The following is a 26,091-nucleotide window of genomic DNA, read 5'->3' as shown; positions in this document are numbered from 1 at the left end:
GAGAACTTCAGTCGATCTTCGTCATCCAGCCGTGCGGGTCGCCCACCAGGCCCTGCTGAATGCCGGTCAAATGGTTGCGCAACTTCATAGTCACCTCACCGGTCCGACCGCCCGAAATGGAGAACTCCCCCTCCGCGTGCTTCACGTGCCCGACCGGCGTGATCACCGCCGCCGTACCGCACGCGAACACCTCGGTCAGCTCACCCGACTCGGCCTTCTTCTCCCACTCCTCGGTGGAGATCCGCCGCTCCTCCACCGCGAACCCGAAATCACCCGCCAACCGCAGCAGCGAGTCACGCGTGATGCCGGGCAGCAGCGCACCGGACAGCTCCGGCGTGACCACGCGGACGTCGTCACCCGAGCCGAGGACGAAGAACAGGTTCATCCCACCCATCTCCTCGACCCAGCGCCGCTCCACCGCGTCCAGCCACACGACCTGGTCGCAGCCCTGCTCGGCGGCCTGCGCCTGAGCCACCAGCGACGCCGCGTAGTTGCCCGCGAACTTCGCCGCACCGGTCCCGCCGGGCGCCGCGCGCACGTACTCCGTCGACAGCCACACCGTCACCGGCTTCAACCCGCCCGTGAAGTACGACCCGGCGGGCGAGGCGATGAGCACGTACAGGTACTCCTTCGCCGGCCGCACGCCCAGGCCCTTCTCCGTGGAGAACAGGTAGGGCCGCAGGTACAGCGACTCCTCGGCGATGGCGGGCACCCACCGCCCGTCCACGGCCAGCAGCTCCCGGATCGAACCCAGGAACAGCTCGTCGGGCAGTTCGGGCATCGCCAGGCGGCGCGCCGACGCGCGGAAGCGCTCGGCGTTCGCCTCGGGGCGGAAGGACGCGATCGATCCGTCGGGCTGGCGGTAGGCCTTGAGCCCTTCGAAGATCGCCTGGCCGTAGTGCAGCACCATGGCCGCCGGGTCCAGCTCCAGCGAGTGGTAGGGCTCGACGACGGCGTCGTGCCAGCCCTGCTCCTGGTTCCAGCGGATCGTCACCATGTGGTCGGTGAAGTGCTGCCCGAAGCCCGGCTTGGCGAGTACCTCCGCAACGCGCTCCGGGGTCGCCGGCTGCGGGTTGGGGGTCCGGGTGAAAGGCAACGCGGTCGTCATGTCAGCACGATAGCCGCCACTGGGAAGTCAGAAAATCGTCGTCCCGATGCTCGGACGTCCGACCATCCGTCCGGGTCAGCCGACGGGTCAGCCGACGGGTTGCCGCACGCCACCGAGCGCGAGCAGCCCGGTACCCAGCGCGATCCCCACGCCGGTGATGACCAATGCCGTCGCGGGCGCGCTCATCGCCAGCAACACCGACAGCCCCAGCCCCAGGCACGCCGTCCGCATCGGCCACGTGCGTTCTTCCTGCAGCAACACCCGCGCCGAGGCGTTGGTGAAGCCGTAGTAGAACGCCGTGCCGCACGCACCCACCGCCAACGCCGTCGAAGGCGGCAGCGCCACGACCGCGACGACCGCCAGCCCCGCGCTCAGGACCTCCAGCGGCCAGCCCACCCGGATCGGTGGCAGATCACCCGTTTCGGTCATCCCGACCAGCGTCCGCCGGGCCGACGCGAGCACGAAGAACAGCGTCGACACCGCCGCCACCGCCGCGCCGAAGCCGAGCACCGGCAGCAGCCACCGCCCATCGGCGACGATCAACGCGTCCCGCAGCGGCGCGGGCGACAACGCCAACCGCGCCGACCCGAGCTGCCGCAGCACCGCCGCGCCCACCCCGATCGCCACCAGCAGCACGATCCCGATCACCACCGGCACCGCGAAGTGCAGCACCCGGGCGGAGAACACCTGGTCACCGGATCGCGGCGAGGTGACCCGCTCGAACCCGAGGAACGCCGCGAACAGCAGCATCGACGCACCCATGACGCCGTCGAACCCGGGCCCGCCACCGGTCACCGCGGGGTTCTCCGGCGGCGCCACCGAGAAGCAGACCAGCACCACGAGCACCAGCACGCCCAGCACCACGCCCGCGGCCGCCGCGCTCAGCCCGACACCCCACCGGACCCCGGCCGCACCCAACCCGGCCGTCACCGCGATCAACCCGACAGCCGCCACGACCCGGTGCTCCGGGACCACGTACGCCCCGAACACGCCCGCCAGCGCCGCCGCCATTCCCGCTCTGCCGATCAGGTGCGCGCTGCCGCCGATGCGCGCGGGCCACGACCCGAGTTGGTAGCGGATGTAGGCGTAGCCGCCGGGGGCGTCGGGGTACGCGCGGTGCTGGTCCGCGGTCGAGAACGCGCAGCACAGCGCCGTCAGCGCGGCTAAGACCAGACCGGGGAGGAACCACGGGCCCGCGATCGCGGCGGCAGGGGCGAAACCGGTGAAGACACCGGCGCCCAGTGTCGCGCCGAGAGCGAGCGCCACGGCCCCGGCACGGGGCGTGATTGTCACCGCTACACCGTCCCATATCAACTAGGTGACGACTAACGCCCGGCCGGTCGACCCCCGTTCGTGTTAATTGTTACTCAACGCAATCGAAGGTGCGGCCGTCATGAGTGTGAACGGGACCTTTAGCATTCGTCACGATCCACCACCATCCCGCCGCACGACCAGGAAGCGCCGGGAGGACCTCGTCAAGGAGCCGCAGTGACCGCGCCGAAGCTGGCCATCACCGACAGTGACCCGAGCAGCACCACCGCCGACGCCGTTGTGGTGGGCACAGTCCAGGGACCGGACGGCCTCGCCCTCGCCGCCGGCTCCGAGGCGGTGAACGCCGCGTTCGACGGCGCGCTGCTCGACGTGCTCGACGCCGTCGGCGCGAGCGGCAAGGCCGACGAGGTCGTCACCGTGCCCACCCTCGGCAAGCTCGGCGCGCGCGTCGTGCTCGCCGTCGGCCTGGGCAAGCCCGGTGACGACGGCTCGGTGACCGAGGACCAGGTGCGCCGCGCGTCCGGTGCCGCCGCCCGCGCGCTGGGCGGCCGCAAGCGGGCCGTCACCACGCTGTCCGCGCTGCACCTCGGCCCCGCCGTCGAGGGCACCGTGCTGGGCGCGTACTCGTTCACCGCCTACAAGTCGAATAAGGGCGACGGCCCGGTCCAGCGCGTCGACCTGATCGCGCCGGCGGAGGGCAACATCCGGGCGCACCGGGCGACGCTCAAGGCGTCCACCGCGATCGCCGAGGCCGTCACCGCGACCCGCGACCTGGTCAACACCCCGCCGAACGACCTGTTCCCGGCCTCCTTCGCGGACCGGGCCGCCGCCCTGGCCAAGGCCGAAGGGCTCGAGGTCGAGATCCTCGACGAGAAGGCGCTGCGCAAGCAGGGCTTCGGCGGCATCCTCGGCGTCGGCGGCGGCTCCAGCCGTCCGCCGCGCCTGGTGCGCATCACCTACCGCGGCCCGAAGGCGGACAAGAAGGTCGCGCTGGTCGGCAAGGGCATCACCTTCGACACCGGCGGCATCTCGATCAAGCCCGCCGCGGGCATGGACGAGATGACCTCGGACATGGGCGGCGCGGCGGCCGTGATCGCCACCGTCGTGCTGGCCGCGAAGCTGAAGTACCCGCTGGAGGTGACCGCGTGGGCGCCGATGGCGGAGAACATGCCGTCGGGCACCGCCTACCGGCCCGGTGACGTGCTGACCATGTACGGCGGCAAGACCGTCGAGGTGCTCAACACCGACGCCGAGGGCAGGCTCATCCTGTCCGACGCGATCGTGCGCGCCTGCGAGGACGCCCCGGACTACCTGATCGAGACCTCCACGCTGACCGGCGCGCAGGTCGTGTCGCTGGGCAAGCGGACGGCCGGCGTGATGGGCACCGAGGAGTTCCGCGACCGGGTGGCCGCGATCGGGCGCGCGGTCGGCGAGCAGGCGTGGGCCATGCCGCTGCCGGACGAGCTGCGCGGCGACCTGGACTCGAAGGTCGCCGACATCGCGAACGTGGCCGGGCACCGGTTCGGCGGGATGCTCGCGGCGGGCGTGTTCCTGCGCGAGTTCGTGGCCGAGGGCGTGACGTGGGCGCACATCGACGTGGCCGGGCCGTCGTTCCACACCGGTGGGCCGTACGGGTACACCACCAAGGGCGGCACCGGCGTGCCGGTGCGCACCCTGGCGGCCGTGCTCGCGGACATCGCGGCGAACGGCTGATCCCCGGCCTCCCGCTCAGTCCGCCACGCTGATCGCCTGGCGAGCGGTTCCCGGGTCGACCACGCAGCGCAGCACCAGCGCCGCGAGGTCGGCCCGGGACACCCGCATGCCCCCGCGCACGTTGGTGTCCACCGCCGTGCGGTAGGTGTCCGTGCGCGGCCCGTCGGTCAGCTGCGGCGGGCGGACGATCGTCCACTCCAGACCGCTCGCGCGCACGACGTCCTCCATCCGCGCCATGTCGCCCCACGGGTGCTTGAGCACCTGCCGCAGGACCGGCTTGACCAGGTAGCGGGTGAACGGGCCGTCACCGTCGACCACCATGCCGCTGTTGCTGACCACGACCAGCCGGCGGACGCCGTGCGTCTTCATCGCCAGGATCACCGACCTGGTGCTGTCGGTCTGCACGGACGTCGGCTGACGCACCGCCCGCGGGCCGATGGCGGAGACGACGGCGTCCGCACCGGCGACGTGCGGGCCGATCGAGTCCGGGTCCATCACGTCGGCCACGGTGTCGCGGCCGTTGCGCGTGCGCACGATCGCGGTGACGTCGTGGCCCGCTTCCCGGGCCAGCTCGACGATCTTCGTCCCGGTACCGCCGCTCGCTCCGAGAACCGTGATGCGCATGGGCCCGCCCTTCGGTTGGTGAGTACTTACTAACCACTAGGGTAACCTTATGAGCACACGCGACCGCATGCTCGACGCGGCGGCCCACGTCATGCGCACCAAGGGGCTCGCGCGGGCGACCACCAAGGAGATCGCCAAGGAGGCGGGCTTCTCGGAAGCGGCGCTGTACAAGCACTTCACGGACAAGACGGACCTGTTCCTGGCCGTGCTGCGGGAACGGACGCCGACCGACCTCGCCGGGCTGCTGGCGGGCCTGGAGGCCGGCCGGGGTGACGTGCGCGAGACCTTGGTCGACGTCGCGCGGACCGCGATCGCGTTCTACGTCGAGACGTTCCCGATCGCCGCGTCGATCTTCTCCGAGCCCGCGCTGCTGGCCGCGCACCGCGAGGCGCTGCGGGCGCACGGGGTGGGGCCGGGGACGGTGCCGGAGATGCTGGCCCGGTACCTGGAGGCCGAGCGGGGTGCGGGGCGGCTGCCCGCGGTGCTCGACGCCGGGTCGGCGGCGGACCTGCTGCTGGGCGCGTGCCAGTACCAGGCGTTCCTGGGCTTCTTCTCGGACCGGCCGACGGACCCGGAAGCGCTGGTCAGGACGTTGTGGGACGGGATCGGCCAAGCCTGACGGCCGGGCCGGTCAGGCCCCTTGGCCCTTGCGCCGCGAGTACTCCCGCATCCGCTTCGGGTAGCCCACGATGCCCGCGTCGTAGATCGGGATCTCCAGCTTCTTGGCCAGGCGCTTGGCGCCCTCCGTGCCGTCGATCCGGCGACGCGTCCACTCACCGTCGTGCGCGACCAGCACGACCGTGGTCTCCGTCACGGTCGTCTTCGGCTCGACGTACGCCTCCACACCGCGGCGCGCGGCGGCCCACCGCTCCAGGTGCCCGGTGTCCGTGGACGTGGACGCCCGGAGCACGCCAGGGCGCTGCTTCCTGCGAAAACGGTCGAACAGCCCCACCGGGCCACCTCCTGCAAGGACCTCTGCCGACCATGGTGCCGGCGCGGGTGTGAAGGTGGGGCCAAATCGCCCCAAGACCGACACCGCGTCGCGGGCGTTCGCGCGGTAGTGACAAGATGGCAACTACACGCGCGCACCCGCGCGGAGTAAGGCATCAAGCTCTCCAGGGAGAATCCGTGACCGACACCTCCGCCGACCTTGTGATCCTCGGTGGCGGCTCGGGCGGCTACGCCTGCGCGTTCCGCGCGGCCGAGCTCGGCCTGTCCGTCATCCTGGTCGAGAAGGACAAGCTGGGGGGCACGTGCCTGCACCGCGGCTGCATCCCCACCAAGGCGCTGCTGCACGCGGCGGAGGTCGCGGACAACGCGCGCGAGGGTGACCAGTTCGGCGTGAAGTCCTCGCTGGAGGGCATCGACATCGCGGGCGTCAACTCGTACAAGGACGGCGTGGTCAGCCGGCTCTACAAGGGTCTCCAGGGCCTGGTCAAGGCCAACAAGGTGACCCTGGTCGAGGGTGCGGGCAAGTTCGTCGGCCCGAACACCGTCGAGGTGGACGGGCAGCGCTACACCGGCCGCAACGTCGTGCTGGCGACCGGTTCGTACGCCCGCAGCCTGCCCGGCCTGGACATCGGCGGCCGGATCATCACCAGCGACCAGGCGCTCAACCTGGACTTCATCCCGGAGAAGGTCGTCGTGCTCGGCGGCGGCGTCATCGGCGTCGAGTTCGCCAGCGTGTGGGCCTCGTTCGGCGCGGACGTGACCATCGTGGAGGCGCTGCCCCGCCTGGTCCCGGCCGAGGACGAGTACGCGTCCAAGCAGCTGGAGCGCGCGTTCCGCCGCCGCGGCATCAAGTTCAAGACCGGCGTGAAGTTCACCGGCGCCACGCAGAGCGAGTCGGGCGTGTCGGTCACGCTCGAATCCGGCGACGTGCTGGACGCCGACCTGCTGCTGGTCGCCGTCGGCCGCGGCCCCAACACGGCGGGCCACGGCTACGAGGAGGCCGGCGTGACGATGGAGCGCGGCTTCGTCATCACCGACGAGCGGCTGCGCACCAGCGTCCCGGGCGTGTACGCCGTCGGCGACATCGTGCCCGGCCTGCAGCTCGCGCACCGCGGCTTCCAGCAGGGCATCTTCGTCGCCGAGGACATCGCCGGGCAGAACCCCAAGGTCATCGACGAGGCGGGCATCCCGCGCGTCACCTACTGCAAGCCCGAGGTCGCCTCCGTCGGCCTGTCCGAGGCCGCGGCCAAGGAGAAGTACGGTTCGGTCGAGACGTTCGTCTACGACCTCGCCGGCAACGGCAAGAGCCAGATCCTGAAGACCGCCGGCGGTGTGAAGCTCGTCAAGGCGCCCGACGGCCCGGTGGTCGGTGTCACCATGGTCGGCGAGCGGGTCGGCGAGCTGATCGGTGAGGCCCAGCTCATCTACAGCTGGGAGGCGTACCCCGAGGACGTGGCTCCGCTGATCCACGCCCACCCGACCCAGACAGAAGCCCTCGGCGAGGCCTTCCTCGCCTTGGCCGGCAAGCCGCTGCACGTGCACGGCTGACCGTCGCACCCCAGTCAGCCGATCCCCGACCCACGCACGAGGAGTCAGCGAACGATGGCCTTCTCCGTCCAAATGCCCGCACTCGGCGAGAGCGTCACCGAGGGCACGGTCACCCGCTGGTTGAAGCAGGAGGGTGACCGCGTCGAGGTCGACGAGCCCTTGCTGGAGGTGTCCACCGACAAGGTCGACACCGAGATCCCGTCGCCCGCCGCGGGCGTGCTCCAGAAGATCGTCGCCCAGGAGGACGAGACCGTCGAGGTCGGCGCGGAGCTCGCCGTCATCGGCGACGGCTCCGAGTCCGGCGCGTCGGCCGACACGTCCGACTCGACCTCCGGCGAGGCCGCCGCGCCCGCCGAGGAGGCCCAGCCCGAGCCGCAGTCGGCGCCGGAGCCCGCGCCGCGGGCCGCACCGCAGGCCGAGGCACCCGCCCCGTCGGGTGGTGGCTCGGCCGAGGGCACGCCGGTGACCATGCCCGCGTTGGGCGAGAGCGTCACCGAGGGCACCGTGACCCGGTGGCTCAAGGCCGTCGGCGACTCGGTCGAGGTCGACGAGCCGCTGCTGGAGGTGTCCACCGACAAGGTCGACACCGAGATCCCGTCGCCGGTGGCGGGCACGTTGCTCGAGATCACCGCCGGTGAGGACGAGACCGTCGAGGTCGGCGGGCAGCTCGCGGTGATCGGCTCGGGTTCGCCCGCGCCCGCCGCGCAGGAAGCGCCGAAGCCCGCCCCGGCGCCCGCCGCTCCGGCACCCGCGCCCGCCCAGGAAGCGCCCAAGCCGGCTCCCGCGCCGGTCCAGGAAGCACCGAAGCCCGCGCCGGCTCCCGTCCAGGAGGCGCCCGAGCAGGAAGCGCCGGCCGAGGACTCCTCGTCCAACGGTGCGCCCTACGTGACGCCGCTGGTGCGCAAGCTCGCCTCGGAGAACGACATCGACCTGGCCACGCTCAAGGGCACGGGTGTCGGCGGCCGGATCCGCAAGCAGGACGTGCTCGCCGCGGTCGAGGCCAAGAAGGCCCCGAAGGCGGAGGCGCCCAAGCCCGCCGCGGCGTCCGCGCCCGCTCAGCGGGTGGCCTCCGCGCCGGTCGACACCAGCGGCAAGCGCGGCACGGTGCAGAAGCTGCCCCGGCTGCGCCAGATCGTCGCCCAGCGCACGCGTGAGTCGCTGCAGGTCTCGGCGCAGCTCACCCAGGTGTTCGAGGTCGACGTCACCAAGATCGCCCGGCTGCGCAACAAGGCCAAGGCCGCGTTCGAGCAGCGCGAGGGCACGAAGCTGACGTTCCTGCCGTTCTTCGCCAAGGCGGCGGTCGAGGCGCTCAAGCAGCACCCGGTGCTGAACGCGTCGATCGACGAGGAGAAGAAGGAGGTCGTGTACCACGGTGCCGAGCACCTGGGTATCGCGATCGACACCGAGCGCGGCCTGCTCAACGCGGTGATCGCGAACGCGGGCGACCTGAACCTGGCCGGCCTGTCGCACAAGATCGGCGACCTGGCGGCGCGGGCGCGGGCCAACAAGCTCACGCCCGACGAGCTGACCGGCGGCACGTTCTCGCTGACCAACCTGGGCAGCAACGGCGCGCTGTTCGACACGCCGATCATCCAGCAGCCGCAGGTCGGCATCCTGGGCGTGGGCGTGGTCAAGAAGCGCCCGGTGGTGATCACCGACGAGAACGGCGACGACACGATCGCCATCCGGTCCATGGCCTACCTGGCGCTGACCTACGACCACCGGTTGGTCGACGGCGCCGACGCGGGTCGGTTCCTCACGACGGTGAAGAACCGGCTCGAAGAGGGCTCGTTCGAGGCTGACCTGGGTCTGTAGGAGTTCCGGTCCGACCACAAGGCCGCTCCCCGTGCTCGTGGGGGGCGGCCTTGTGGCTTGTCCGAAGCGTTGTGGCCCGGCGTGGTGCGGGTGACACGTTCGCTGCTGTGCAACCGGGGCCCTGCTGCGAGACGATCAACGCATGCGCGTCGTCGTCGCGGGATCGTCGGGGTTGATCGGCACCAGTCTGGTCGCCGCGTTGCGCGGTGCCGAGCACGAGGTCCTGCGGTTGGTGCGGAGGCGGCCCGCGGCGCCGGACGAGCGGGGCTGGGACCCGCCGGCCGGGAGGATCGACGCGGGCACCCTGGACGGCGTGGACGCGGTGGTGAACCTGTGCGGTGCGGGCGTCGCGGACAAGCGGTGGAGTGACGCGCGCAAGCAGGTGCTGCTGGACAGCCGGACGGTGCCGACGGAGGTGTTGGCGGCGGCTGTGGTGGAGCACGGGGTGCCGGTGCTGGTGAACGGCGGCGCGATCGGGTACTACGGCGACACCGGTGACGAGGTGGTCGACGAGAGCAGCCCGTCGGGGACCGGGTTCCTGGCGGAGTTGTGCCGGCAGTGGGAGGCGGCGACGGCGGCGGCCGAGGGGCACGCGCGGGTGGTGCGGATGCGGACGGGGCTGGTGATCAGCCCGTCCGGCGGGTTGTTCGGCAAGATCAAGCCGTTGTTCACGTTCTTCCTGGGTGGGCGGCTGGGTGACGGGCGCCAGTACATGCCGTGGATCTCGTTGGACGACGCGATCGCGGCGATCCGGTTCCTGGTCGAGAACGACGTGGCGGGGCCGGTGAACCTCACCGCGCCCGGTCCGGTGACGAATGCCGAGTTCACCCGGACGGTGGGGCACGCGTTGCACCGGCCGACGCCGTGGGTGGCGCCGTCGTTCGTGTTGAGAGCCGTCTTGGGCGAGATGGCGGAGGAAGGGCTCTTGTCCGGTCAGAGGGCCGTGCCGAGGGTGCTCGAACAGCGCGGCTTCCAGTTCCTGCACCCCGCGCTCGGTGCGGCCGTGGCGGCGGCCGTCGAGAGGTGATGGGCGCGCTCGTCGGCGTCGTGCTGGCGCTGGCCTCGATGGTCCTGGGCCTGACCGTGCGCGACGAGCCGCCCTGGCTGGACGAGGGATTGCGGCAGGGTGCGGTGGAGCTGGGGCCGGGGTTCGTGCACGCGTCGGCGGTGGTGAGCTTCGTGCTGAGCCCGGGGTTGGCCACGATCGCGTTGATCTCGCTGGGGTTGCGCGCCTTCCTGGCGAAGGACCCGTTGTTGGCGCGGGGCGCGGTGCTGTTGGCGGTCTGCTGGTCGACGTTGTTCGCCAGGTACTGGTACCAGCGGGTGCGGCCGATCGAGTTCCCGAAGTGGGCCTACCCGAGCGGACACGTGACGGCGGTCACGTCCGTGGCGTTCACGGGTGTCGTGCTGTGCGCGTGGCTGGCCCGGCGGTACCTGAAGGTCGCGGTGGCGTTGGCGGCCACGGCGGTGGTGCTGACGGCGGCGAGCCGGGTCGTGCTGGAGATGCACTGGTTCACCGACACGGTCGGCGCGGTGCTGGCGGTGGTGGGCGTGGGGCTGGTCGTCGCCCGTGCCCTGGGGCTGCTGCCGGTGGGCGTACTGTCGAGACGTGAGCAGTCCTGACCTTTCCTGCCGCACCTCGACGGACCCGATCGAGGTGCGTGAGCTGGGCACCATCGACTACCTGGCCGCGTGGGACCTGCAACGCGAACTCGCCGAGGCTCGCGCGGACGGCGCGGTCGGCGACACGGTGTTGCTGCTGGAGCACCCGCCCGTCTACACGTGCGGTCGGCGCACCGAGCCCGAGGAGCGGCCCAAGGGCGGTGACGTGCCGGTCATCGACGTGGACCGGGGCGGCAAGATCACCTGGCACGGCCCGGGGCAGCTGGTCGGCTACCCGATCGTGGGGTTGGCGGAGCCGTTGGACGTGGTGCAGTACGTGCGGCGGCTGGAGCAGGCGCTGATCCACGTGTGCGATCAGCTGGGCGTCGTCACGGGTCGGGTCGAGGGGCGCAGCGGTGTGTGGGTGCCCGCCGACGACAAGGGCGTGGAGCGCAAGGTCGCGGCGATCGGGATCCGGGTGCAGCGTGGCGTCACCATGCACGGGTTCGAGATCAACTGCGACGCGGACCTGTCGGCGTTCGGCGACATCATCCCGTGCGGCATCCGGGACGCCGGGGTGGCGTCGTTGTCGCACGAGCTGGGCCGGGACGTGACCGTGGCCGAGGTGCTGCCGCTGGCGCGCCAGGCGGTCGTGGACGCCCTGAACGGTGACCTGCCGTTGACCGATCGCACGTTGGTCCGTACGCAGCCAGCCGCCGCGGGCGTCACTTTCGCAGTACAGACAGCCTGAAGGCTCTCCCTCTAGGGTTCCGCCATGGCGGAATGAGGGGAGACCTGTCGTGCTCCTGACTCGACGGCGTCTGTTCCAAACCTGCGGGATGGCCACGTTGCTGCCCATGGCCGCCGCCGAGCCGGACGACTGGCTCGGCTGGTTGCGCGCCAACCGGCGAAACGTGGCCGCGGTGCTGGACGACGGGAGGGGTGGTCGGGTTTCGTGGCGTCCGCACGAACCGCAGCCGTTGGGGGCGGCGGGGACGGTCTTCCACCTGGGCGCGTACGCGAAGGCCGTCGAGGGCGGGCTGGTGCGGCGGGACGAGAAGGTGCGCGTCGGCGAGTGGGAGCGGTACTGCCTCGGCGACGGTGAGGCTCATCAGGCGGCGCTGCGGGCGTTGGGCATCGCGTCCACGAACGGGGTGAAGGCGGACGATCCGCGGCGGTTCGTGACGCTGGACCAGGTGGTCGCGGTGATGGTCGAGGGCGACCGGGCGGCCGCGGACCTGGTGAGCGTGCGGGTGGGAGGGCGGCCGGCGTTCCTGGTCGACGCGTTGCGGTTGGTGCTCGGGCGGTCGGTGGACGTCGAGCGGTATCTGCGGGATCCGCGGTTGCAGCTCGAAGTGCTCGGGAGGCTGCCCGACGTGCCGCGCGGCTACGAGGGGCGGCGGCCGTGGGCCAGGGGGACGTGGGCGGGCACGGCGGCACAGGTGAACCGGGCGTTGGCCGGGGTGGGGTCGGTCCGGGAGCACGTCGGCCAAGCGTGCGCGGTGCTGCCCGGGATCGTCACGGTCGTCCTCGGCGTGCGGGAAGCCGGGCGGGTCGGCAGTGCGGCGGTGTTGATCCGCGAGGTCGACGAGTCGTGGTTCGCCCGCGCGGGTGAGCTGGCGCGGCTGGTCCGGCTGGCCCTGGTGGAGCCCGCTGTCCTGCGGGACTTCCAGGTCAGCCTCTCGTAGGCGTCCGGCGTGGGTGGGCAGGACGAGCCGTCCTGCCCACCGCCGTGTCAGCCGCGCAGCCCAGGCGCGACCTCCGCCGCGATCAGCTCGACGTGGTCGAGGTCGGCCAGGTCGAGTACCTGCAGGTAGGCGCGGCTGATGCCGGTCTGCTCGCGCCACGAGCCCAGCTTGTCGACCACCTCGGCGGGCGTGCCGGCCAGGCCGTTCTGCCGCAGCTCGTCCACCTCGCGGCCGATGACGGCGGCACGGCGGGCGACCTCGGCGTCGTCCCGCCCCACGCACACGACCAGGGCCGCGGAACGGGTGATCTCCGCCGGGTCGCGGCCGATCTCGGCGCACGCGGCGTCCACCCGGGTCAGCACCTCGACGGCGTTGTCCACGGGCTGGAACGGCAGGTTGAACTCGTCGGCGAACCTGGCCGCGAGCGCGGGCGTGCGCTTGCGACCGGTGCCGCCGACCAGCACCGGGATCTTGGCCACGGGCTTGGGCAGGGCGGGCGAGTCGGCGAGGGTGTAGTGCTTGCCGGAGAAGTCGTAGGTCTGGCCGACGGGCGTGTTCCACAGGCCGGTGATGATCTCCAGCTGCTCCTCGTAGCGCTCGAAGCGCTCGACCGTGGAGGGGAACGGCAGCCCGTACGCGGTGTGCTCGGCTTCGTACCAGCCCGCGCCGAAGCCGAACTCGACCCGTCCGCCGGACATCTGGTCCACCTGTGCCACGGAGATGGCCAGCGGGCCGGGGTGGCGGAAGGTGGCGGCGGTCATCAGCGTGCCGAGCCGGATCGTGCTGGTGTCGCGGGCCAGGCCGGCGAGCGTGATCCAGGCGTCGGTCGGGCCGGGCAGGCCGTCGACGCCGCCCATCTTGAGGTAGTGGTCGGAGCGGAAGAACGCGTCGTAGCCCGCGGCCTCGGCGGCACGCGCCACCGCCAGCAGGTCGTCGTAGGAGGCCCCTTGCTGGGGCTCGGTGAAGATGCGGAGTTCCACCCGGTTGACGCTAGTCGGCCGGAGGACGGGCTCGCGATCCGGAGTTCGGTCACCGGCGACGTGAGCGGGACCGCTTCTCCTCGGGTGGCGCGGGCGCGTCCTCCCGGATCCGGAGCCCTTCCACGACGCGGACGATGGTGCGTTCCACCTCGGCGCTGGCCTTGCGCGGGTCCGACGCGCCGGCGATCGTGCTGGCACCGGCCGAGAGCGCGCCGAAGAGCAGCCGGCTCATGGTTTCCACCGGCAGCTGCTCCAGCTCGCCGGAGGTGACCAGGACCTCGATCGTGGAGCGCAGCAGGCCGTAGCTGAAGTGCTCCTCGGCCTCGCGCCAGCGCTCCCAGCCCATCACCACCGGCGCCTCGTGGATCACGATCCGCTGGTAGGCGGGCTCCAGGCAGACCCGCACGTACGCGCGCAGGCCCGCGATCGCGGTCTCCCACGGGTCACCGGGTGCGCTGACGATCTCGCCGAGCTTCTCGATGAACTTGGTCTCGACCGAGTCGAAGGCGGCCTCGAACAACGCCTGCTTGCCGCTGAAGTGGTGGTAGAGCGCACCCTTCGTCAGCCGTGCCCGCTTCGCCACCTCGTCCAGCGAAGTGCCCGCGTAACCCCGTTTGGTGAACAGCTCCACGGCACTGTCCACGAGGGCCTGCCTCGTCGACTCGGAGTAGTCCAACCGCCTCGACCGCACTGTCACCACGTTCACAACCGTACGACATACCGGCGGTACGTACTCGTGGTATGTTCGCCCTATCGGCCATACCGACGGTATGCCACAGACCTGAGGTATGACGCCGGTCACCACGAGAGGAGGGCGTGATCATGAGTTGGTCCGACTTCTACCGACGGCGCGACGCTCTGGACGCCGTGCTCCGCGCCGCGGCGGGGAATCCCGCGGCACCCCTGACGTTCGACCGCGACCTGTTCGCGACCGAGGACGAGCTGCTCCTGGCCCTGCACTACCGCTGGATGCAGCAGCTCACCGGACGGCTCGGCACGGCGCTGGAGGACAGCGACGACGACCGGGTCGAGACCGTCGCCCGCACGTGGCGCGCACTGGCCGCCGAGCAGCCGGTGCTGCGCGCGGTGCTCGACGCGCACCTGACGTCCACCGAGGCGATCGAGCGGGAGCAGCGCCTGCTGGCGCTCACCGCGGGCCTGGCGGAGCTGTCCGAGCCGAGCGCGGAGATCGCCCGCGTCGGCGCGGCGTTCGCGAACCTGGTCCGCACGCGGCCCGCCGTCGTGCCGGGCAGGCACCGCAGGCTCGCCAAGAGCGCCTGACCACCTGGTAGGTATTGACCATGCCGAAGTGGATCGCCCGGAAGTGGGACATCGCGGACATCCCGGACCAGAGCGGGCGCACCGCACTGGTCACCGGGGCCAACTCGGGTCTCGGCCTGCGCACCGCCGAGGTGCTCGCGGGCAAGGGCGCGCACGTCCTGCTGGCCTGCCGGTCCCCCGAACGCGGGCAACGCGCACTGGAGCGCGTGCTCGCCACCGGCGGCAAGGCCGACCTGGTGCGACTGGACCTCGCCGACCTGTCGTCGGTGCGCGCGGCCGCGGCTTCGGTGCGTGAACGCACGGGTGACGCGCTGGACGTGCTGGTGAACAACGCGGGCGTGATGGGGGTGCCGCTGGGGCGCACCGCCGACGGCTTCGAGCGCCAGTTCGGCACCAACCACCTGGGCCACGCCGCGTTGACGTGGCTGCTGATGCCCGCGCTGCGCACCCGGCCGGGCGCACGCGTGGTCACCGTGTCGAGCCTGGCCCACCAGGCGGGCCGGATCGACCTGGCCGACCCGAACTACGAGGTGCGCCGCTACACGTCGTGGGGCGCCTACGGGCAGTCCAAGCTGGCCAACCTGCTGTTCGCCAGGGAGCTGGACCGGCGCACGCGTGCGGCGGGCCTGGACGTGACGTCCGTCGCGGCCCACCCCGGCATGACGGGCACCGAGCTGAGTTCCAACATGGCGCGGGCGCGGGGCAGCGCGCTGCTCGGCCTCGGCGGCAAGATCGTCAACCTCGTCCTGCAGTCGGTCGAGGTGGGGGCGTTGCCGCAGCTCTACGCGGCCACGGCGCCGGACGTCGAACCGGGCGGCTACTACGGTCCGGACGGGTTCCGCGAGACGCGCGGCCACCCGGCTCCGGCGAGGTCCACCACGGCCGCCCGGGACGAGCTCGCGGCCAGCCGGCTGTGGGACTTGACGGCCAAGCTCACGGGCGTCGCGCCCGACCCCTCGTGACGTAGGGTTGAAGTCGTGACCGTCGTACCTGAAGGTCGGAAGCTGCTGCGGCTGGAAGTCCGCAACAGCCAAACGCCCATCGAGAAGAAGCCCTCGTGGATCAAGACCAAGGCGAAGATGGGCCCCGAGTACCGGGAGCTCAAGGGCCTGGTCAAACGCGAGGGCCTGCACACGGTGTGCGAAGAGGCCGGTTGTCCCAACATCTACGAGTGCTGGGAAGACCGGGAGGCCACCTTCCTGATCGGTGGCGAGCAGTGCACGCGTCGCTGCGACTTCTGCCAGATCGACACCGGCAAGCCCGCCGACCTCGACCGCGATGAACCGCGTCGGGTGGCGGAGTCGGTGCAGGCCATGGGTCTGCGCTACTCGACCGTGACCGGCGTGGCGCGTGACGACCTGGAGGACGGCGGTGCCTGGCTGTACGCCGAGACCGTCCGCCGGATCCACGCGATGAACCCGGGCACCGGCGTCGAGCTGCTGATCCCCGACTTCAACGCGGTGCCCGAGCAGCTGGCGGAGGTCTTCTCGTCGCGGCCCGAGGTGCTGGCGCACAACCTGGAGACCGTGCCGCGCATCTTCAAGCGCATCCGGCCGGCGTTCCGCTACGAGCGGTCGCTGGAGGTCATCACCGCCGCCCGTGAGGCGGGCCTGGTGACGAAGTCCAACCTGATCCTGGGCATGGGCGAGACGCCGGACGAGGTCACCGAGGCGCTGAGCGACCTGCACGACGCGGGCTGCGAGATCATCACGATCACGCAGTACCTGCGGCCCTCGCCCCGGCACCACCCGGTGGAGCGGTGGGTCAAGCCGGAGGAGTTCGTGACGCACAAGGAGACCGCCGAGCGGATCGGCTTCTCCGGTGTCATGGCCGGTCCCCTGGTCCGCTCGTCCTACCGCGCGGGCCGGCTGTACGCGCAGGCCGTGCAGAAGCGCGGCGACGTGCTGCCGGAGAACCTGCGCCACCTGCTCGAAGCGGGCAGCGCCGCGCAGGAGATCACCTCACTGCTGTCGGCTCGCTGACCACCACGCCGTCCAGCGCCCGGACGTAGTCCGCTCCGAAGGCGCTGGACGGCGTGTGCGCGCCGGGGGTCGTGTCGGCCAGCCTTTGGACCGCTTTGACCACCGAGTCGGCGGTGAGGTCGTAGGCGTTCGGGCCGGTGAGCGCGGCGCGGACCCGGTTGCCGTCGCCGTCCCAGGCCTCGCCGAAGACCTCGCTGCGCGTCCTGGCCCTGGTGGTGTCGTCCGGGCCGCCGATGCGCTTGGCCAACGCGGTGCCGAGCCGTTGCGCGGCCTTGGTGCGCAGCAGGGGCGCGGTGAACGGCTGGAGCTTGCCCAGCACGCCCGGGATCGTGGTGAACGTGGTGATGTTCGGGATGCCGGTGGACCGGTAGGCCGTGCTCACGTCGCCCCACGGGATGGCACCGACCTCCCTCGGCCGGTCGCGGAAGTGCGCCGTGCGCCGCCGGTGGCCCAGCCGGACGCCGCGGATCTCGCCGTCCACGCGGGCCCGTCCGCCGCCACCCGAGCCTTCGACGGCCGTTCGCGCCGTGCCCGCGCTGGCACCGCCCTGGACCAGGAACGCGAGGTCGAGGTGCGTGGCCGTGGGCAGGGCGGCGTGCAGCAGGGCGGCGACGCAGTCGGTGGGCACGACGTCGAACCCGGCGCCGGGCAGCAGTACCACCCCGGCCGCCTTGGCTTCGGCGTCACGTCGGCTCACGGCCTCGAAGACGTCGATCTCGCCGGTGATGTCGAGGTAGTGCGTGCCGCTCTTCAGACAGGCGTCGACCATCGGCCCGGAGGTGGCCGAGAACGGCCCGGCGCAGTGCGCGACCGCGTCCACGTCCTCCAGTGCCCTTGCCGCCTGCTCAAGCCCGAACACCCGGTGCTCCAACCCGAGCCGTTCGGCCAGGGGCCGCACCTTCGCCGCGTCCCGCCCGGCCAGCACCGGCCGCAGCCCGCGCCGCACCGCCAGTTCCGCGACGAGCGTGCCCGTGAACCCGTAAGCGCCGTAGACCATCCACCTCATGCGGTAGAAGCTACTCGCAGGTAGCTACGCGGACGACTTGCGCCGCACCACGAAGGTCCCGGCCACGCACAACATCCCCACGACCGTCACGGGTGCCGCCCACGCCAACCGCTCCATCCGCAACCGACCGCAGATCTCGACGAACGCCGCACCCTCGGCCTCGACCGCGACCTCGTCGAACCCCATGCCCACGCTGTTGCCGCAGGCGACCGGAACCCCCGCCGGCGTGTCGGTGGACAGGGGCAGCAGCATGATCAGCAACCCGGCCAGGAAGAACGCGACACCGACCACCGCGGTGACCGTCCTGGGCGACATGCGAGGAAGTTACGTCCTCGACACGCTCCGGTATAGGGGGATGTCACATAGGGGGACCTGGTTAGCAGCCCCTAATGCGCCGTTCGGCCTACCAGGGGCGAGCGGACGCTCCCGTGCGCCGAACGGTCCGGCTGCCGGTCGGACAATTCGGCGGAACCGATATCCCGCCTTTACCGAAAATCGTTTTCACCAGCCGACCGTCACCAACGAGCCGCCTAATCACTCGAACGAGCGACTTGTCTTCCGGCCACCGCTACCCGAACCGACCAAACGTCTCACCGCAGCGTGCCCGAAGACGGCCACCCATCCCGTCACCGCACCTCATCGGCTTGCCGTGATCGACTTCGCCACCCGGCTCTGCCCTCTCACCACTCACCGACCGACCCGGCCGTTTCACCCTCCCGTGCGCCATCGTCGATTCACCGCACCAATTCCCGCACTTTTCCGCCACCCCGCAGAAGGAGCACCGGCCCGCCGTGAACGCCCTCGAAGACGACACCCCCTTCCCCGCACTGGAACGCCGACTCGCCGCCGCGCTGGGCGGCAGCACCCGGTTCGGTCGACTGGCGCTGCGCTGGCCCGCCGCCGCGGCGGACCGGGCCCGCGACACGGTGGCGTTCCGCTCCAACGACGTGGGCGGCTACGGCCCACTTCCCCTGGACGCGACCTTGGACGTCACCACCGTCACCGCCCGCTTCGCCCACATCCCCGAGTTCGCCCGGACGGACGAGCTGAAGCAGTCCCGCCTGATCCCGTGCGCCGACCAGGAACGCGAACAACTGCTCACCGCCCCGATCCCCCTGGACCACTGGCTGACCTTCGAAACCACCCTCCACGGCCGCACCTACCGCCTGCACGAAGGCCGCTGGCACCGGGTGGGGCACACCGAACCCGTGTCGGCCCCTGAGCCGTGCTGTGAGGCGATCTGGCGCTCGCTCGGGCAGCGCTCCGACGACGAGGATCACGTGGTAGGCGCGAGACTGGCCGGGTGCCCTTGAGCGCCGCCACCTGATCAGGCGACGGACTTCACCGCCTGCCGGTGGTTCGATCGGCGCCGTGCGATCAGCCGACCCCGCCGCTAGTCGTGGTCGTCGTCGGAGCACACACCTACTCGATGGCGTCGAGGGCCAGGTGCCACGGGTAGTCGGCCAGCACGCTGCCCCCGGTTCTCGGTGGGTGCGGCCGGAAGCCGTCCTCGCCGAACAGCACCCGCACACCCGACGCCCGCAACGCGTCGATGCTGCGGTGCAGGACGGGGTTGGCGGCGAGCGCCGTGTTCACGAAGGGCAGGACGGCGATCGGCACACCGAGCCCGGTCAGCTCGGCGAGTTGCGTCAGCACGTACGTGTCGGCAATCCCGGCCGCCCACTTGTTGATCGTGTTGTAGGTCGCGGGCGCGACCACGACCGCGTCGGCACGCGGTAGCGCTGCCTGCCCTTGACGCTGGTAGCCGGTGCGTACGGGGTGACCGGTGAGGTGTTCGACCTTCTCAAGGTCAAGAAAGTGCTCGACCGCGGCCGGGGTGGCCACGCAGTAGACCGACCACCCCCTGCCCTGCGCGAGGCTGATGACGACTTCGACCTGGTCCGCCGGGCCCGCGCCGCAGACCATCAGGTACAGGACTCGCTCTGTCATGCGGGCACTCCGGCTCTGTGGGCTAGCTGACGGACTTGACGGGAGGGTTCACCGGTGGTGACGGACAGCAGGGTGCGCAGGAGGCTGTGGGCCACCGGTCGGCAACGGACTTCCTCTGGCGCGATGCGCTCGGCCTGGGTCAGGGTGCGAACGGCATCGGCGTAGTTGCCGCGGTGGGTGTTGGCCTGGGTCAGGTCCAGCAAGTAGTTGGCCCGGCGTTCCGGTGGCAGGGCGTTGATGGCGCCGGCCGGGATGCATTCGGCGAAGCGGAGCGCAGCCTCGGCCTCGTAGAGGCGGACGAGGGCCGCGACGCGGTGAATGGCCACGTTGGCTGCGCCGAACTGGGTGTCGCTGGTGTCGTAGTGGGGTTCCATGCGTTCGGCGGCCCGCGTCGCTTCCTCGTGCATCGTCAAGGCCAGGGCTGCGTCCTCCTGCTTCGCAGCGGTGATCGAGGCGGTCAGGTAGAGCATCCCGTGGAGGGGAAGCAGGTCGCTCGGGTTCTTGGACACCGCGGGACGCATCCGCTCGGACATGTCCAAGAGGGCGTGGACCGCCTCGGTGCGCTGGCGTGCGGCGGTCATCGCTCGGGCGACGCTGCGGGTGGCTCGTGCTTGTGACCAGGTGTCGTCCACCGCCAGCGCGGTGTGCATGGCCCGGTCGGCCGCCAGCCAGGCGATGTCGTGGCTCTCGAACTTGAGCAGCACCGAGGAGGCGATGCGGTAGGTCGTGACGAGGACCCGGTGGGTGGCGACCTGTTCGGCGGGTGGTGCGGTGAGCGCCGCTGTTTGTGCGGCCTCCAGCAGCGTCGGGAGGTGCTGGGCGACCGTGGTGAAGTGCGAAGACGTCCAGGCGTGGTTGAGGTAGTCGGCCTGGCGGGTCAACTGGGCGACCGCACGCGGTTCCCGGGCGGATGCGGCCAGGCCCGGGTAGCGGCCCAGCGCGGCGCGGATCGCCGTGACCTCTGCCGTGTCCACGCAGTTCGCGGCACGGGCCGCTGCCGACCCGTCCGTGAGGACTGCGGGGTCGATCGACAGCGCGTCGGCCACCAAGTCGATGGTCGGCAGGCGAACCAGGTTGCGCTCGCCGGATTCGATCTTGTCCAGCCACGACGTCGACCGGCCGATCATGTCCGCGAACTGCTTGCGGCCGAGGTTGCGACGTAGGCGCCAGTAACGGACGCGTTCGCCGATCTTGTCGGGAGTGTCCGACATCCGACTCCTCCGCTGGTCGTCGGCGGGTGCGACGACCAGCCTAGCCGGCAGATCGTCACACATTTTGTACAACCCGTGACGCTCAGTGGTCCCTACCTTGGCCGAAGATCACTCCGAGGAAGGGCAGGACATTGCGGACCAGCACGTCGAACACGCCGCCGCAGACGGCTTTGCAAGCGGCCCTGAGCTACGCCGAGATGGGCTGGCCGGTGCTGCCGGGAGCTATCTGGCACAACGGACACTTCGCCGACCCGGTGACTGAACGGCGAGTCGCCAATCCGTGCCTGGTACCGACCGCGGAAGCGACCACTGATGCCGCGCTGGTGCGGGAGTGGTGGTCTCCGCCCGGTACCCGCGAACCGAACGTCCTCACCGTGACCGGTGAGCGCCTGGGCGCCTTCGCGGTGTCCGAGTCGCTGGTCATGTCCCTGGCAGACGATTCTCGGTTCGCTGCCCTGCCGACACCGGTGCCGGCCTTCCCGAACCTGCCGATCGCTTACTTCCTCGTGCACCCACCGCTGCCCTCAGTGCTGATGAGCGACCAGGCACGGGTGGTGGACGCGGGAATGCCCATGCCGCTGCCACCGAGTGCTCTCGACACCACACCGGTGATCTGGCTGATCACGCCGGAGCAAGCAGGCAGCCAACCGGTGCCCGCCGACGCGCTGGCGGACCTCATCCAGGGTTACGCGAGGAGGAGCGCGTGAACGAGTCGATGCGTGAGTTGGCCACCGGTGAAGCCCCACGGCTTTTCGCCATCGTGGAGGAGTACGGCGACGCGGAGGACATCCGCGTCGCGGGCTACGGCCTCGCCTACGGGGGCCGCGCCGAGGTGAACTCGGTGGAAGGCGACTTCCACCTCGCCTCTCAGAGCCCTGAACACGCCCGCACCCTGTTCGAGATCAGCTCCAAGTCGGCCGGAGTTCGCCGAGCCCACCTCGTCTGGCTCGACGCAACCTGAAGCACGCAACGGGACCCCGACGTGAGGCTCGACGGGCGGAGCGGAGGCGCGAAGCGCTGAAGCGAAGGCCGCCAACGCGGGGGCCAGGGGCGACAGCCACGGCGGGGGTCCGGGGGCGGAGCCCGCCGGGCGGGGTCTGGGGGTTGCACCCCCAGGGGACACAGTGGGCGCGGCAGGATTCGAACCTGCGACCGCTCGGGTGTAAACCGAGTGCTCTTCCGCTGAGCTACGCGCCCGTGGAGCGCCGGTGGTGAGGCGGCGCCGGGAAGGTATCAGGAGTTGTCAGGAGAGGGCGGCGACGGCCTTCTTCCACGCCTCCTGGTCGCGGGGTTCGCCAGGGGCGTTCACCTCGGCGTAGCGGATCACGCCGGCGGTGTCGATGAGGAACGTGCCGCGGTTGGCCAGGCCGGCCTGCTCGTTGAACACGCCGTAGGCCTGGGCGACCTGCCCGTGCGGCCAGAAGTCCGACAGCAGCGGGAACTGGTAGCCCTCCTGGGCGGCCCACGCCTTCAAGCTGAACGGAGTGTCCACGGACACGCCGATGACCTGCACGTTCTCGTCCTCGTACGCGGCCAGTTCGTCGCGCACCTGGCACAGCTCGCCGGTGCAGATGCCGCTGAACGCGAACGGGTAGAACACCAGCAGCACGTTGCGCTCCCCGCGGAACGAGGACAGCGTCACGGGCTGCTTGTTGTAGTCGTTGAGCGTGAAGTCCGGGGCCTGAGCGCCGACCTCGACCATGCAAACCCTCCACAAACGCCGCTAACCGGGCAACCCGAAGAACGGGCTCCACCCGATCGGGGAGCCCGCCGTCGAGCCTAGGGCATGGGCGGTCGGCGACTCGGCGCGGCTAGCGCTTCGACTTGGCCGACTTCGGTGCGACGAGCCTGGTCGCGGACCAGTCACCGCTCACCGTGATGTTGGAGGTCTGGGCGAGCCCCGCGGTGGCCACGGCCTCGGCGATGTCACTCGGCTCGACGTGACCGGCGCGACCCGTCTTGGGCGTCAACACCCAGATCACGCCGTCCTCCGCCAAGCCCGTGGTGGCGTTGATCAAGGCGTCGGCGAGGTCGCCGTCCTCCTCGCGCCACCACAGCAGGACCACGTCCATGACTTCGTCGGAGTCCTCATCGAGCAGATCACCGCCCACCCGCTCCTCGATCGCGGCACGGAGGTCGTCGTCGACGTCCTCGTCCCAGCCGATCTCCTGGACCACGTTGCCCGGGTCGATCCCGAGCCTGTCGGCGACACCGATCTTGCCGGCGTCTTCCGCGGCGACCACGGCTTTCACTCCTCCAAGTACACAAGAGCGGCAGCCGGGGTACGACTGCCGCGCGATGTCACTACCAGTCGCGGCTAGCGAACACTGTCAGCCCCGCCACGCGCAACCGTAACGGCCAAGACACGCCGCATCGGGTACCCCCGAGTGCGGTACTCCGACCGGATGAGGCACGCTCTACACACCTCTTATTCGCGCGCGCGAGGAAACGATCCAGAGTTACTCACCGGTAGAGGTGACGGGACCGTGCCTGGCGGGTGACGATGGAGCTGAGAAGACCCCGGAACGAGGAGATCCCTTGGCCCCGCAGAACACCCCCGAGCGGGTACGCGTCATCCGTGACGGTCTGGCCGCCCACCTCCCGGACATCGACCCGGAGGAGACCGCGGAGTGGCTGGAGTCGTTCGACGCCGCGCTCAAGGGCGGCGGGCAGCAGCGCGCCCGCTACCTGATGCTGCGGCTGCTCGAGCGGGCCAGGGAGAGCCACGTCGGTGTCCCTTCGCTGACCAGCACGGACTACGTGAACACCATCCCCACCGAGCGTGAGCCGTGGTTCCCCGGCGACGAGGAGGTGGAGCGCCGCTACCGGGCCTGGATCCGGTGGAACGCGGCGATGACGGTGCACCGCGCGCAGCGGCCCGGCGTCGGCGTCGGCGGCCACATCTCGACCTACGCGTCGTCGGCGAGCCTGTACGAGGTCGGCTTCAACCACTTCTTCCGGGGCAAGGACCACCCCGGCGGCGGCGACCACGTGTTCATCCAGGGCCACGCCTCCCCCGGCGTGTACGCCCGCGCGTTCCTCGAGGGCCGGCTGTCCGCCGAGCAGCTCGACGGCTTCCGCCAGGAGTTCTCGCACGCCGGACCGGGCGGCGGCCTGCCGTCGTACCCGCACCCGCGGCTGATGCCGGACTTCTGGGAGTTCCCCACGGTGTCCATGGGCCTGGGCCCGATGAACGCGATCTACCAGGCGCGGTTCAACCGCTACCTGCACGACCGCGGTATCAAGGACACCTCCGACCAGCACGTCTGGGCGTTCCTCGGCGACGGCGAGATGGACGAGCCGGAGTCGCGGGGCCTGCTGCAGGTCGCGGCGAACGAGCAGCTGGACAACCTGACCTTCGTGGTGAACTGCAACCTGCAGCGCCTCGACGGCCCGGTGCGCGGCAACGGCAAGATCATCCAGGAGCTGGAGGCGTTCTTCCGCGGCGCGGGCTGGAACGTCATCAAGGTCATCTGGGGCCGTGAGTGGGACTCCCTGCTGCACGCCGACCGCGACGGCGCGCTGGTCAACCTGATGAACACCACGCCGGACGGCGACTACCAGACGTACAAGGCCAATGACGGCGCGTACGTCAAGGAGCACTTCTTCGGGCGCGACCCGCGCACCAAGGAGCTGGTCACGCCGATGACCGACGACGAGGTGTGGAACCTCAAGCGCGGCGGCCACGACTACCGCAAGGTTTACGCGGCGTACAAGGCGGCGTCCGAGCACGTCGGCCAGCCGACGGTCATCCTCGCCAAGACCATCAAGGGCTACGGCCTGGGCCCGCACTTCGCGGCGCGCAACGCCACGCACCAGATGAAGAAGATGACCCACGAGGACCTGAAGCTCTTCCGGGACAGCCTGCGCATCCCGATCGAGGACAAGGACCTGGACCCGTACCTGCCGCCGTACTACCACCCCGGCAAGGACTCCCCGGAGATCCAGTACCTGCTGGAGCGGCGCCGCCAGCTCGGCGGGTTCGTGCCCGAGCGGCGGGCGAAGTCCAAGGCGCTGGTGCTGCCCGGCGACAAGGTCTACGACGTGGTGCGCAAGGGCTCGGGCAAGCAGGAGGTCGCCACCACGATGGCGTTCGTCCGGCTGGTCCGCGACCTGGCCAAGGACCCGGAGATCGGCGCGCGGATCGTGCCGATCATCCCGGACGAGGCGCGCACGTTCGGCATGGACTCGATGTTCCCGGCGCAGAAGATCTACAACCCGAACGGGCAGCTGTACACCTCCGTGGACGCGCAGCTGATGCTGGCGTACAAGGAGAGCGAGCAGGGCCAGATCCTGCACGAGGGCATCAACGAGGCCGGTTCGACGGCGTCGTTCACCGCGGCGGGCACGTCCTACGCAACGCACGGCGAGCCGATGATCCCGATCTACATCTTCTACTCGATGTTCGGGTTCCAGCGCACCGGCGACGGCCTGTGGGCGGCGGCGGACCAGATGGCGCGCGGTTTCGTGCTGGGCGCCACGGCCGGCCGCACCACGCTGACCGGTGAGGGCCTGCAGCACGCGGACGGGCACTCGCTGCTGCTGGCGCACACCAACCCGGCCGTGGTGGCGTACGACCCGGCGTGGTCGTTCGAGGTGGCGCACATCGTCAAGGACGGCCTGCGGCGGATGTACGGCGAGAACGCCGAGAACATCTTCTACTACATGACCGTCTACAACGAGCCGTACCAGCAGCCGGCCGAGCCGGAGGGCCTGGACGTCGAGGGCCTGCTCAAGGGCCTGTACCGGTACCAGCCGGCGCCGGCGCAGGCCGGGCCGCGGGCCCAGCTGCTCGCCTCGGGCGTGGCGATGCCGTGGGCGATCAAGGCGCAGCAGATGCTGGCCGAGGAGTGGGGCGTGCAGGTCGACGTGTGGTCGGCGACGTCGTACTCGGAGCTGCGCCGCGAGGCGGTCGAGGTCGACCGGCACAACCTGCTGCACCCCGACCAGGAGCCGCGCGTGCCGTACGTCACGCAGGCGCTGGCGGACGTGGCGGGCCCGGTCGTGGCGGTGTCGGACTGGATGCGCGCGGTGCCGGACCTGATCCGCCCGTACGTGCCGACGGACATGACCACACTGGGCACCGACGGGTTCGGCTTCTCCGACACCCGCCCGGCGGCGCGGCGGCACTTCCTGGTCGACGCCGAGTCGGTCGTGGTGGCCACGCTGGCGGCGCTGGCCAAGCGCGGCGAGATCCAGCAGTCGCTGGTCGTGCAGGCCGCCCGCAAGTACAAGATCGACGACGTGGGCGCGGCGGGCCCGTCCACCTCGGACGCCGGCCTCGCCTGATCGTCAACCGGCTCGGGGGCGGTCGCGACTGTCGCGACCGCCCCCGAGGCGTTTTCCGCACTAATGCGGCC

Annotated in this window: 27 protein-coding genes and 1 tRNA gene; 15 read left to right on the top strand and 13 right to left on the bottom strand. The window is 70.9% G+C overall.

Features of this window, described 5'->3' with window-relative positions; genetic code table 11:
* Positions 1 to 7 precede the first annotated feature (7 nt).
* On the bottom strand, positions 8 to 1,108 hold the full coding sequence (locus A6A25_RS04620; RefSeq protein WP_073886495.1) for a branched-chain amino acid aminotransferase: 1,101 nt from the start codon (positions 1,106 to 1,108) through the stop codon (positions 8 to 10).
* Between the two features lie 87 nt (positions 1,109 to 1,195).
* Positions 1,196 to 2,401: an APC family permease gene (locus A6A25_RS04615; protein WP_143192955.1), complete on the bottom strand. Its 1,206-nt coding sequence runs from the start codon at positions 2,399 to 2,401 to the stop codon at positions 1,196 to 1,198.
* Between the two features lie 195 nt (positions 2,402 to 2,596).
* Here A6A25_RS04615 and A6A25_RS04610 point away from each other — a divergent pair, with 195 nt between their 5' ends.
* On the top strand, positions 2,597 to 4,093 hold the full coding sequence (locus A6A25_RS04610) for a leucyl aminopeptidase (RefSeq protein WP_073886493.1): 1,497 nt from the start codon (positions 2,597 to 2,599) through the stop codon (positions 4,091 to 4,093).
* A 15-nt stretch (positions 4,094 to 4,108) separates the two neighbouring features.
* Here the strand turns inward: A6A25_RS04610 and A6A25_RS04605 are convergent, their stop codons facing one another.
* Entirely contained in the window at positions 4,109 to 4,717 is a 609-nt protein-coding gene (locus A6A25_RS04605; protein WP_073886492.1) for an NAD(P)-dependent oxidoreductase, read from the bottom strand.
* 49 nt (positions 4,718 to 4,766) lie between these two features.
* Between A6A25_RS04605 and A6A25_RS04600 the strand changes: the two genes are divergently transcribed.
* Entirely contained in the window at positions 4,767 to 5,336 is a 570-nt protein-coding gene (locus A6A25_RS04600; protein ID WP_073886491.1) for a TetR/AcrR family transcriptional regulator, read from the top strand.
* A 12-nt stretch (positions 5,337 to 5,348) separates the two neighbouring features.
* On the opposite strand, the gene A6A25_RS04595 is transcribed toward A6A25_RS04600, so the two are convergent.
* Positions 5,349 to 5,669 (bottom strand): oxidoreductase, encoded by a 321-nt coding sequence (locus A6A25_RS04595; RefSeq protein ID WP_073886490.1) that lies wholly within the window; start codon positions 5,667 to 5,669, stop codon positions 5,349 to 5,351.
* 176 nt (positions 5,670 to 5,845) lie between these two features.
* On the opposite strand from A6A25_RS04595, the gene lpdA reads away from it, so the two are divergent.
* From lpdA to A6A25_RS04565, 6 genes are all read left to right on the top strand, one after another.
* The gene (gene lpdA, locus A6A25_RS04590) at positions 5,846 to 7,216 is read left to right on the top strand and encodes a dihydrolipoyl dehydrogenase (protein ID WP_073886489.1); all 1,371 of its coding nucleotides are present in this window, start codon (positions 5,846 to 5,848) and stop codon (positions 7,214 to 7,216) included.
* A 54-nt stretch (positions 7,217 to 7,270) separates the two neighbouring features.
* The gene (sucB, locus tag A6A25_RS04585) at positions 7,271 to 9,031 is read left to right on the top strand and encodes a 2-oxoglutarate dehydrogenase, E2 component, dihydrolipoamide succinyltransferase (protein ID WP_073886488.1); all 1,761 of its coding nucleotides are present in this window, start codon (positions 7,271 to 7,273) and stop codon (positions 9,029 to 9,031) included.
* A gap of 142 nt (positions 9,032 to 9,173) precedes the next feature.
* On the top strand, positions 9,174 to 10,058 hold the full coding sequence (locus A6A25_RS04580) for a TIGR01777 family oxidoreductase (RefSeq protein ID WP_073886487.1): 885 nt from the start codon (positions 9,174 to 9,176) through the stop codon (positions 10,056 to 10,058).
* On the top strand, positions 10,058 to 10,654 hold the full coding sequence (locus A6A25_RS04575; protein WP_073886486.1) for a phosphatase PAP2 family protein: 597 nt from the start codon (positions 10,058 to 10,060) through the stop codon (positions 10,652 to 10,654). Before A6A25_RS04580 ends, A6A25_RS04575 begins: the two co-directional genes overlap by 1 nt.
* Positions 10,641 to 11,384, top strand: a complete 744-nt coding sequence (lipB, locus tag A6A25_RS04570; protein ID WP_073886485.1) for a lipoyl(octanoyl) transferase LipB — start codon at positions 10,641 to 10,643, stop codon at positions 11,382 to 11,384. Before A6A25_RS04575 ends, lipB begins: the two co-directional genes overlap by 14 nt.
* 88 nt (positions 11,385 to 11,472) lie before the next feature.
* The gene (locus A6A25_RS04565) at positions 11,473 to 12,321 is read left to right on the top strand and encodes a hypothetical protein (protein WP_073886484.1); all 849 of its coding nucleotides are present in this window, start codon (positions 11,473 to 11,475) and stop codon (positions 12,319 to 12,321) included.
* Positions 12,322 to 12,368: 47 nt separating this feature from the next.
* Here the strand turns inward: A6A25_RS04565 and A6A25_RS04560 are convergent, their stop codons facing one another.
* Together A6A25_RS04560 and A6A25_RS04555 are read right to left on the bottom strand one after the other, a co-directional pair.
* Positions 12,369 to 13,301: an LLM class F420-dependent oxidoreductase gene (locus A6A25_RS04560; protein WP_073886483.1), complete on the bottom strand. Its 933-nt coding sequence runs from the start codon at positions 13,299 to 13,301 to the stop codon at positions 12,369 to 12,371.
* Positions 13,302 to 13,350: 49 nt separating this feature from the next.
* On the bottom strand, positions 13,351 to 13,992 hold the full coding sequence (locus tag A6A25_RS04555) for a TetR/AcrR family transcriptional regulator (RefSeq protein ID WP_073886632.1): 642 nt from the start codon (positions 13,990 to 13,992) through the stop codon (positions 13,351 to 13,353).
* Between the two features lie 131 nt (positions 13,993 to 14,123).
* Between A6A25_RS04555 and A6A25_RS04550 the strand changes: the two genes are divergently transcribed.
* The 3 genes from A6A25_RS04550 to lipA are packed head-to-tail and all read left to right on the top strand — an operon-like array spanning position 14,124 to position 16,564.
* Positions 14,124 to 14,582 carry a hypothetical protein gene (locus tag A6A25_RS04550; RefSeq protein ID WP_073886631.1) on the top strand — a complete coding sequence of 153 codons (459 nt, stop codon included), beginning with the start codon at positions 14,124 to 14,126 and terminating at the stop codon, positions 14,580 to 14,582.
* Positions 14,583 to 14,602: 20 nt separating this feature from the next.
* Positions 14,603 to 15,544, top strand: a complete 942-nt coding sequence (locus tag A6A25_RS04545) for an oxidoreductase (RefSeq protein WP_073886482.1) — start codon at positions 14,603 to 14,605, stop codon at positions 15,542 to 15,544.
* Positions 15,545 to 15,559: 15 nt separating this feature from the next.
* Positions 15,560 to 16,564, top strand: a complete 1,005-nt coding sequence (lipA, locus tag A6A25_RS04540) for a lipoyl synthase (RefSeq protein ID WP_073886481.1) — start codon at positions 15,560 to 15,562, stop codon at positions 16,562 to 16,564.
* Here the strand turns inward: lipA and A6A25_RS04535 are convergent.
* A complete protein-coding gene (locus A6A25_RS04535; RefSeq protein ID WP_073886480.1) occupies positions 16,539 to 17,570 on the bottom strand; it encodes a saccharopine dehydrogenase family protein in 1,032 nt (343 codons plus the stop codon). The two genes, lipA and A6A25_RS04535, sit on opposite strands and share 26 nt — an antisense overlap.
* Before the next feature lie 24 nt (positions 17,571 to 17,594).
* Positions 17,595 to 17,885 carry a hypothetical protein gene (locus tag A6A25_RS04530; RefSeq protein ID WP_073886479.1) on the bottom strand — a complete coding sequence of 97 codons (291 nt, stop codon included), beginning with the start codon at positions 17,883 to 17,885 and terminating at the stop codon, positions 17,595 to 17,597.
* 476 nt (positions 17,886 to 18,361) lie between these two features.
* On the opposite strand from A6A25_RS04530, the gene A6A25_RS04525 reads away from it, so the two are divergent.
* Entirely contained in the window at positions 18,362 to 18,883 is a 522-nt protein-coding gene (locus A6A25_RS04525) for a DUF6119 family protein (RefSeq protein WP_073886478.1), read from the top strand.
* A 109-nt stretch (positions 18,884 to 18,992) separates the two neighbouring features.
* On the opposite strand, the gene A6A25_RS04520 is transcribed toward A6A25_RS04525, so the two are convergent.
* Positions 18,993 to 19,520, bottom strand: coding sequence for a flavoprotein (locus tag A6A25_RS04520; RefSeq protein ID WP_073886477.1), 528 nt, complete (start codon positions 19,518 to 19,520; stop codon positions 18,993 to 18,995).
* Positions 19,517 to 20,731 (bottom strand): helix-turn-helix domain-containing protein, encoded by a 1,215-nt coding sequence (locus A6A25_RS04515; RefSeq protein WP_073886476.1) that lies wholly within the window; start codon positions 20,729 to 20,731, stop codon positions 19,517 to 19,519. The genes A6A25_RS04520 and A6A25_RS04515 overlap by 4 nt, the downstream gene beginning before the upstream one ends.
* A 131-nt stretch (positions 20,732 to 20,862) precedes the next feature.
* Between A6A25_RS04515 and A6A25_RS04510 the strand changes: the two genes are divergently transcribed.
* Both A6A25_RS04510 and A6A25_RS04505 read left to right on the top strand, forming a co-directional pair.
* Complete coding sequence (locus tag A6A25_RS04510; protein ID WP_073886475.1) at positions 20,863 to 21,438, top strand: bifunctional DNA primase/polymerase; 576 nt, start codon at positions 20,863 to 20,865, stop codon at positions 21,436 to 21,438.
* Complete coding sequence (locus A6A25_RS04505) at positions 21,435 to 21,692, top strand: hypothetical protein (RefSeq protein WP_198932567.1); 258 nt, start codon at positions 21,435 to 21,437, stop codon at positions 21,690 to 21,692. The genes A6A25_RS04510 and A6A25_RS04505 overlap by 4 nt, the downstream gene beginning before the upstream one ends.
* A gap of 164 nt (positions 21,693 to 21,856) precedes the next feature.
* On the opposite strand, the gene A6A25_RS04500 is transcribed toward A6A25_RS04505, so the two are convergent.
* The 3 genes from A6A25_RS04500 to A6A25_RS04490 form a co-directional block, all read right to left on the bottom strand.
* A tRNA-Val gene (locus A6A25_RS04500) sits at positions 21,857 to 21,928 on the bottom strand.
* A 46-nt stretch (positions 21,929 to 21,974) separates the two neighbouring features.
* A complete protein-coding gene (locus A6A25_RS04495; protein ID WP_073886474.1) occupies positions 21,975 to 22,433 on the bottom strand; it encodes a peroxiredoxin in 459 nt (152 codons plus the stop codon).
* A 109-nt stretch (positions 22,434 to 22,542) separates the two neighbouring features.
* Positions 22,543 to 22,974, bottom strand: coding sequence for a DUF3052 domain-containing protein (locus tag A6A25_RS04490; protein ID WP_073886473.1), 432 nt, complete (start codon positions 22,972 to 22,974; stop codon positions 22,543 to 22,545).
* A gap of 295 nt (positions 22,975 to 23,269) precedes the next feature.
* Between A6A25_RS04490 and aceE the strand changes: the two genes are divergently transcribed.
* Positions 23,270 to 26,020: a pyruvate dehydrogenase (acetyl-transferring), homodimeric type gene (gene aceE / locus A6A25_RS04485; protein WP_073886472.1), complete on the top strand. Its 2,751-nt coding sequence runs from the start codon at positions 23,270 to 23,272 to the stop codon at positions 26,018 to 26,020.
* The last annotated feature ends 71 nt before the right edge of the window (positions 26,021 to 26,091 follow it).

Source organism: Saccharothrix sp. CB00851, assembly GCF_001905065.1.
Lineage (GTDB): Bacteria > Actinomycetota > Actinomycetes > Mycobacteriales > Pseudonocardiaceae > Actinosynnema.
This window is presented reverse-complemented; position numbering and strand designations above follow the sequence as displayed.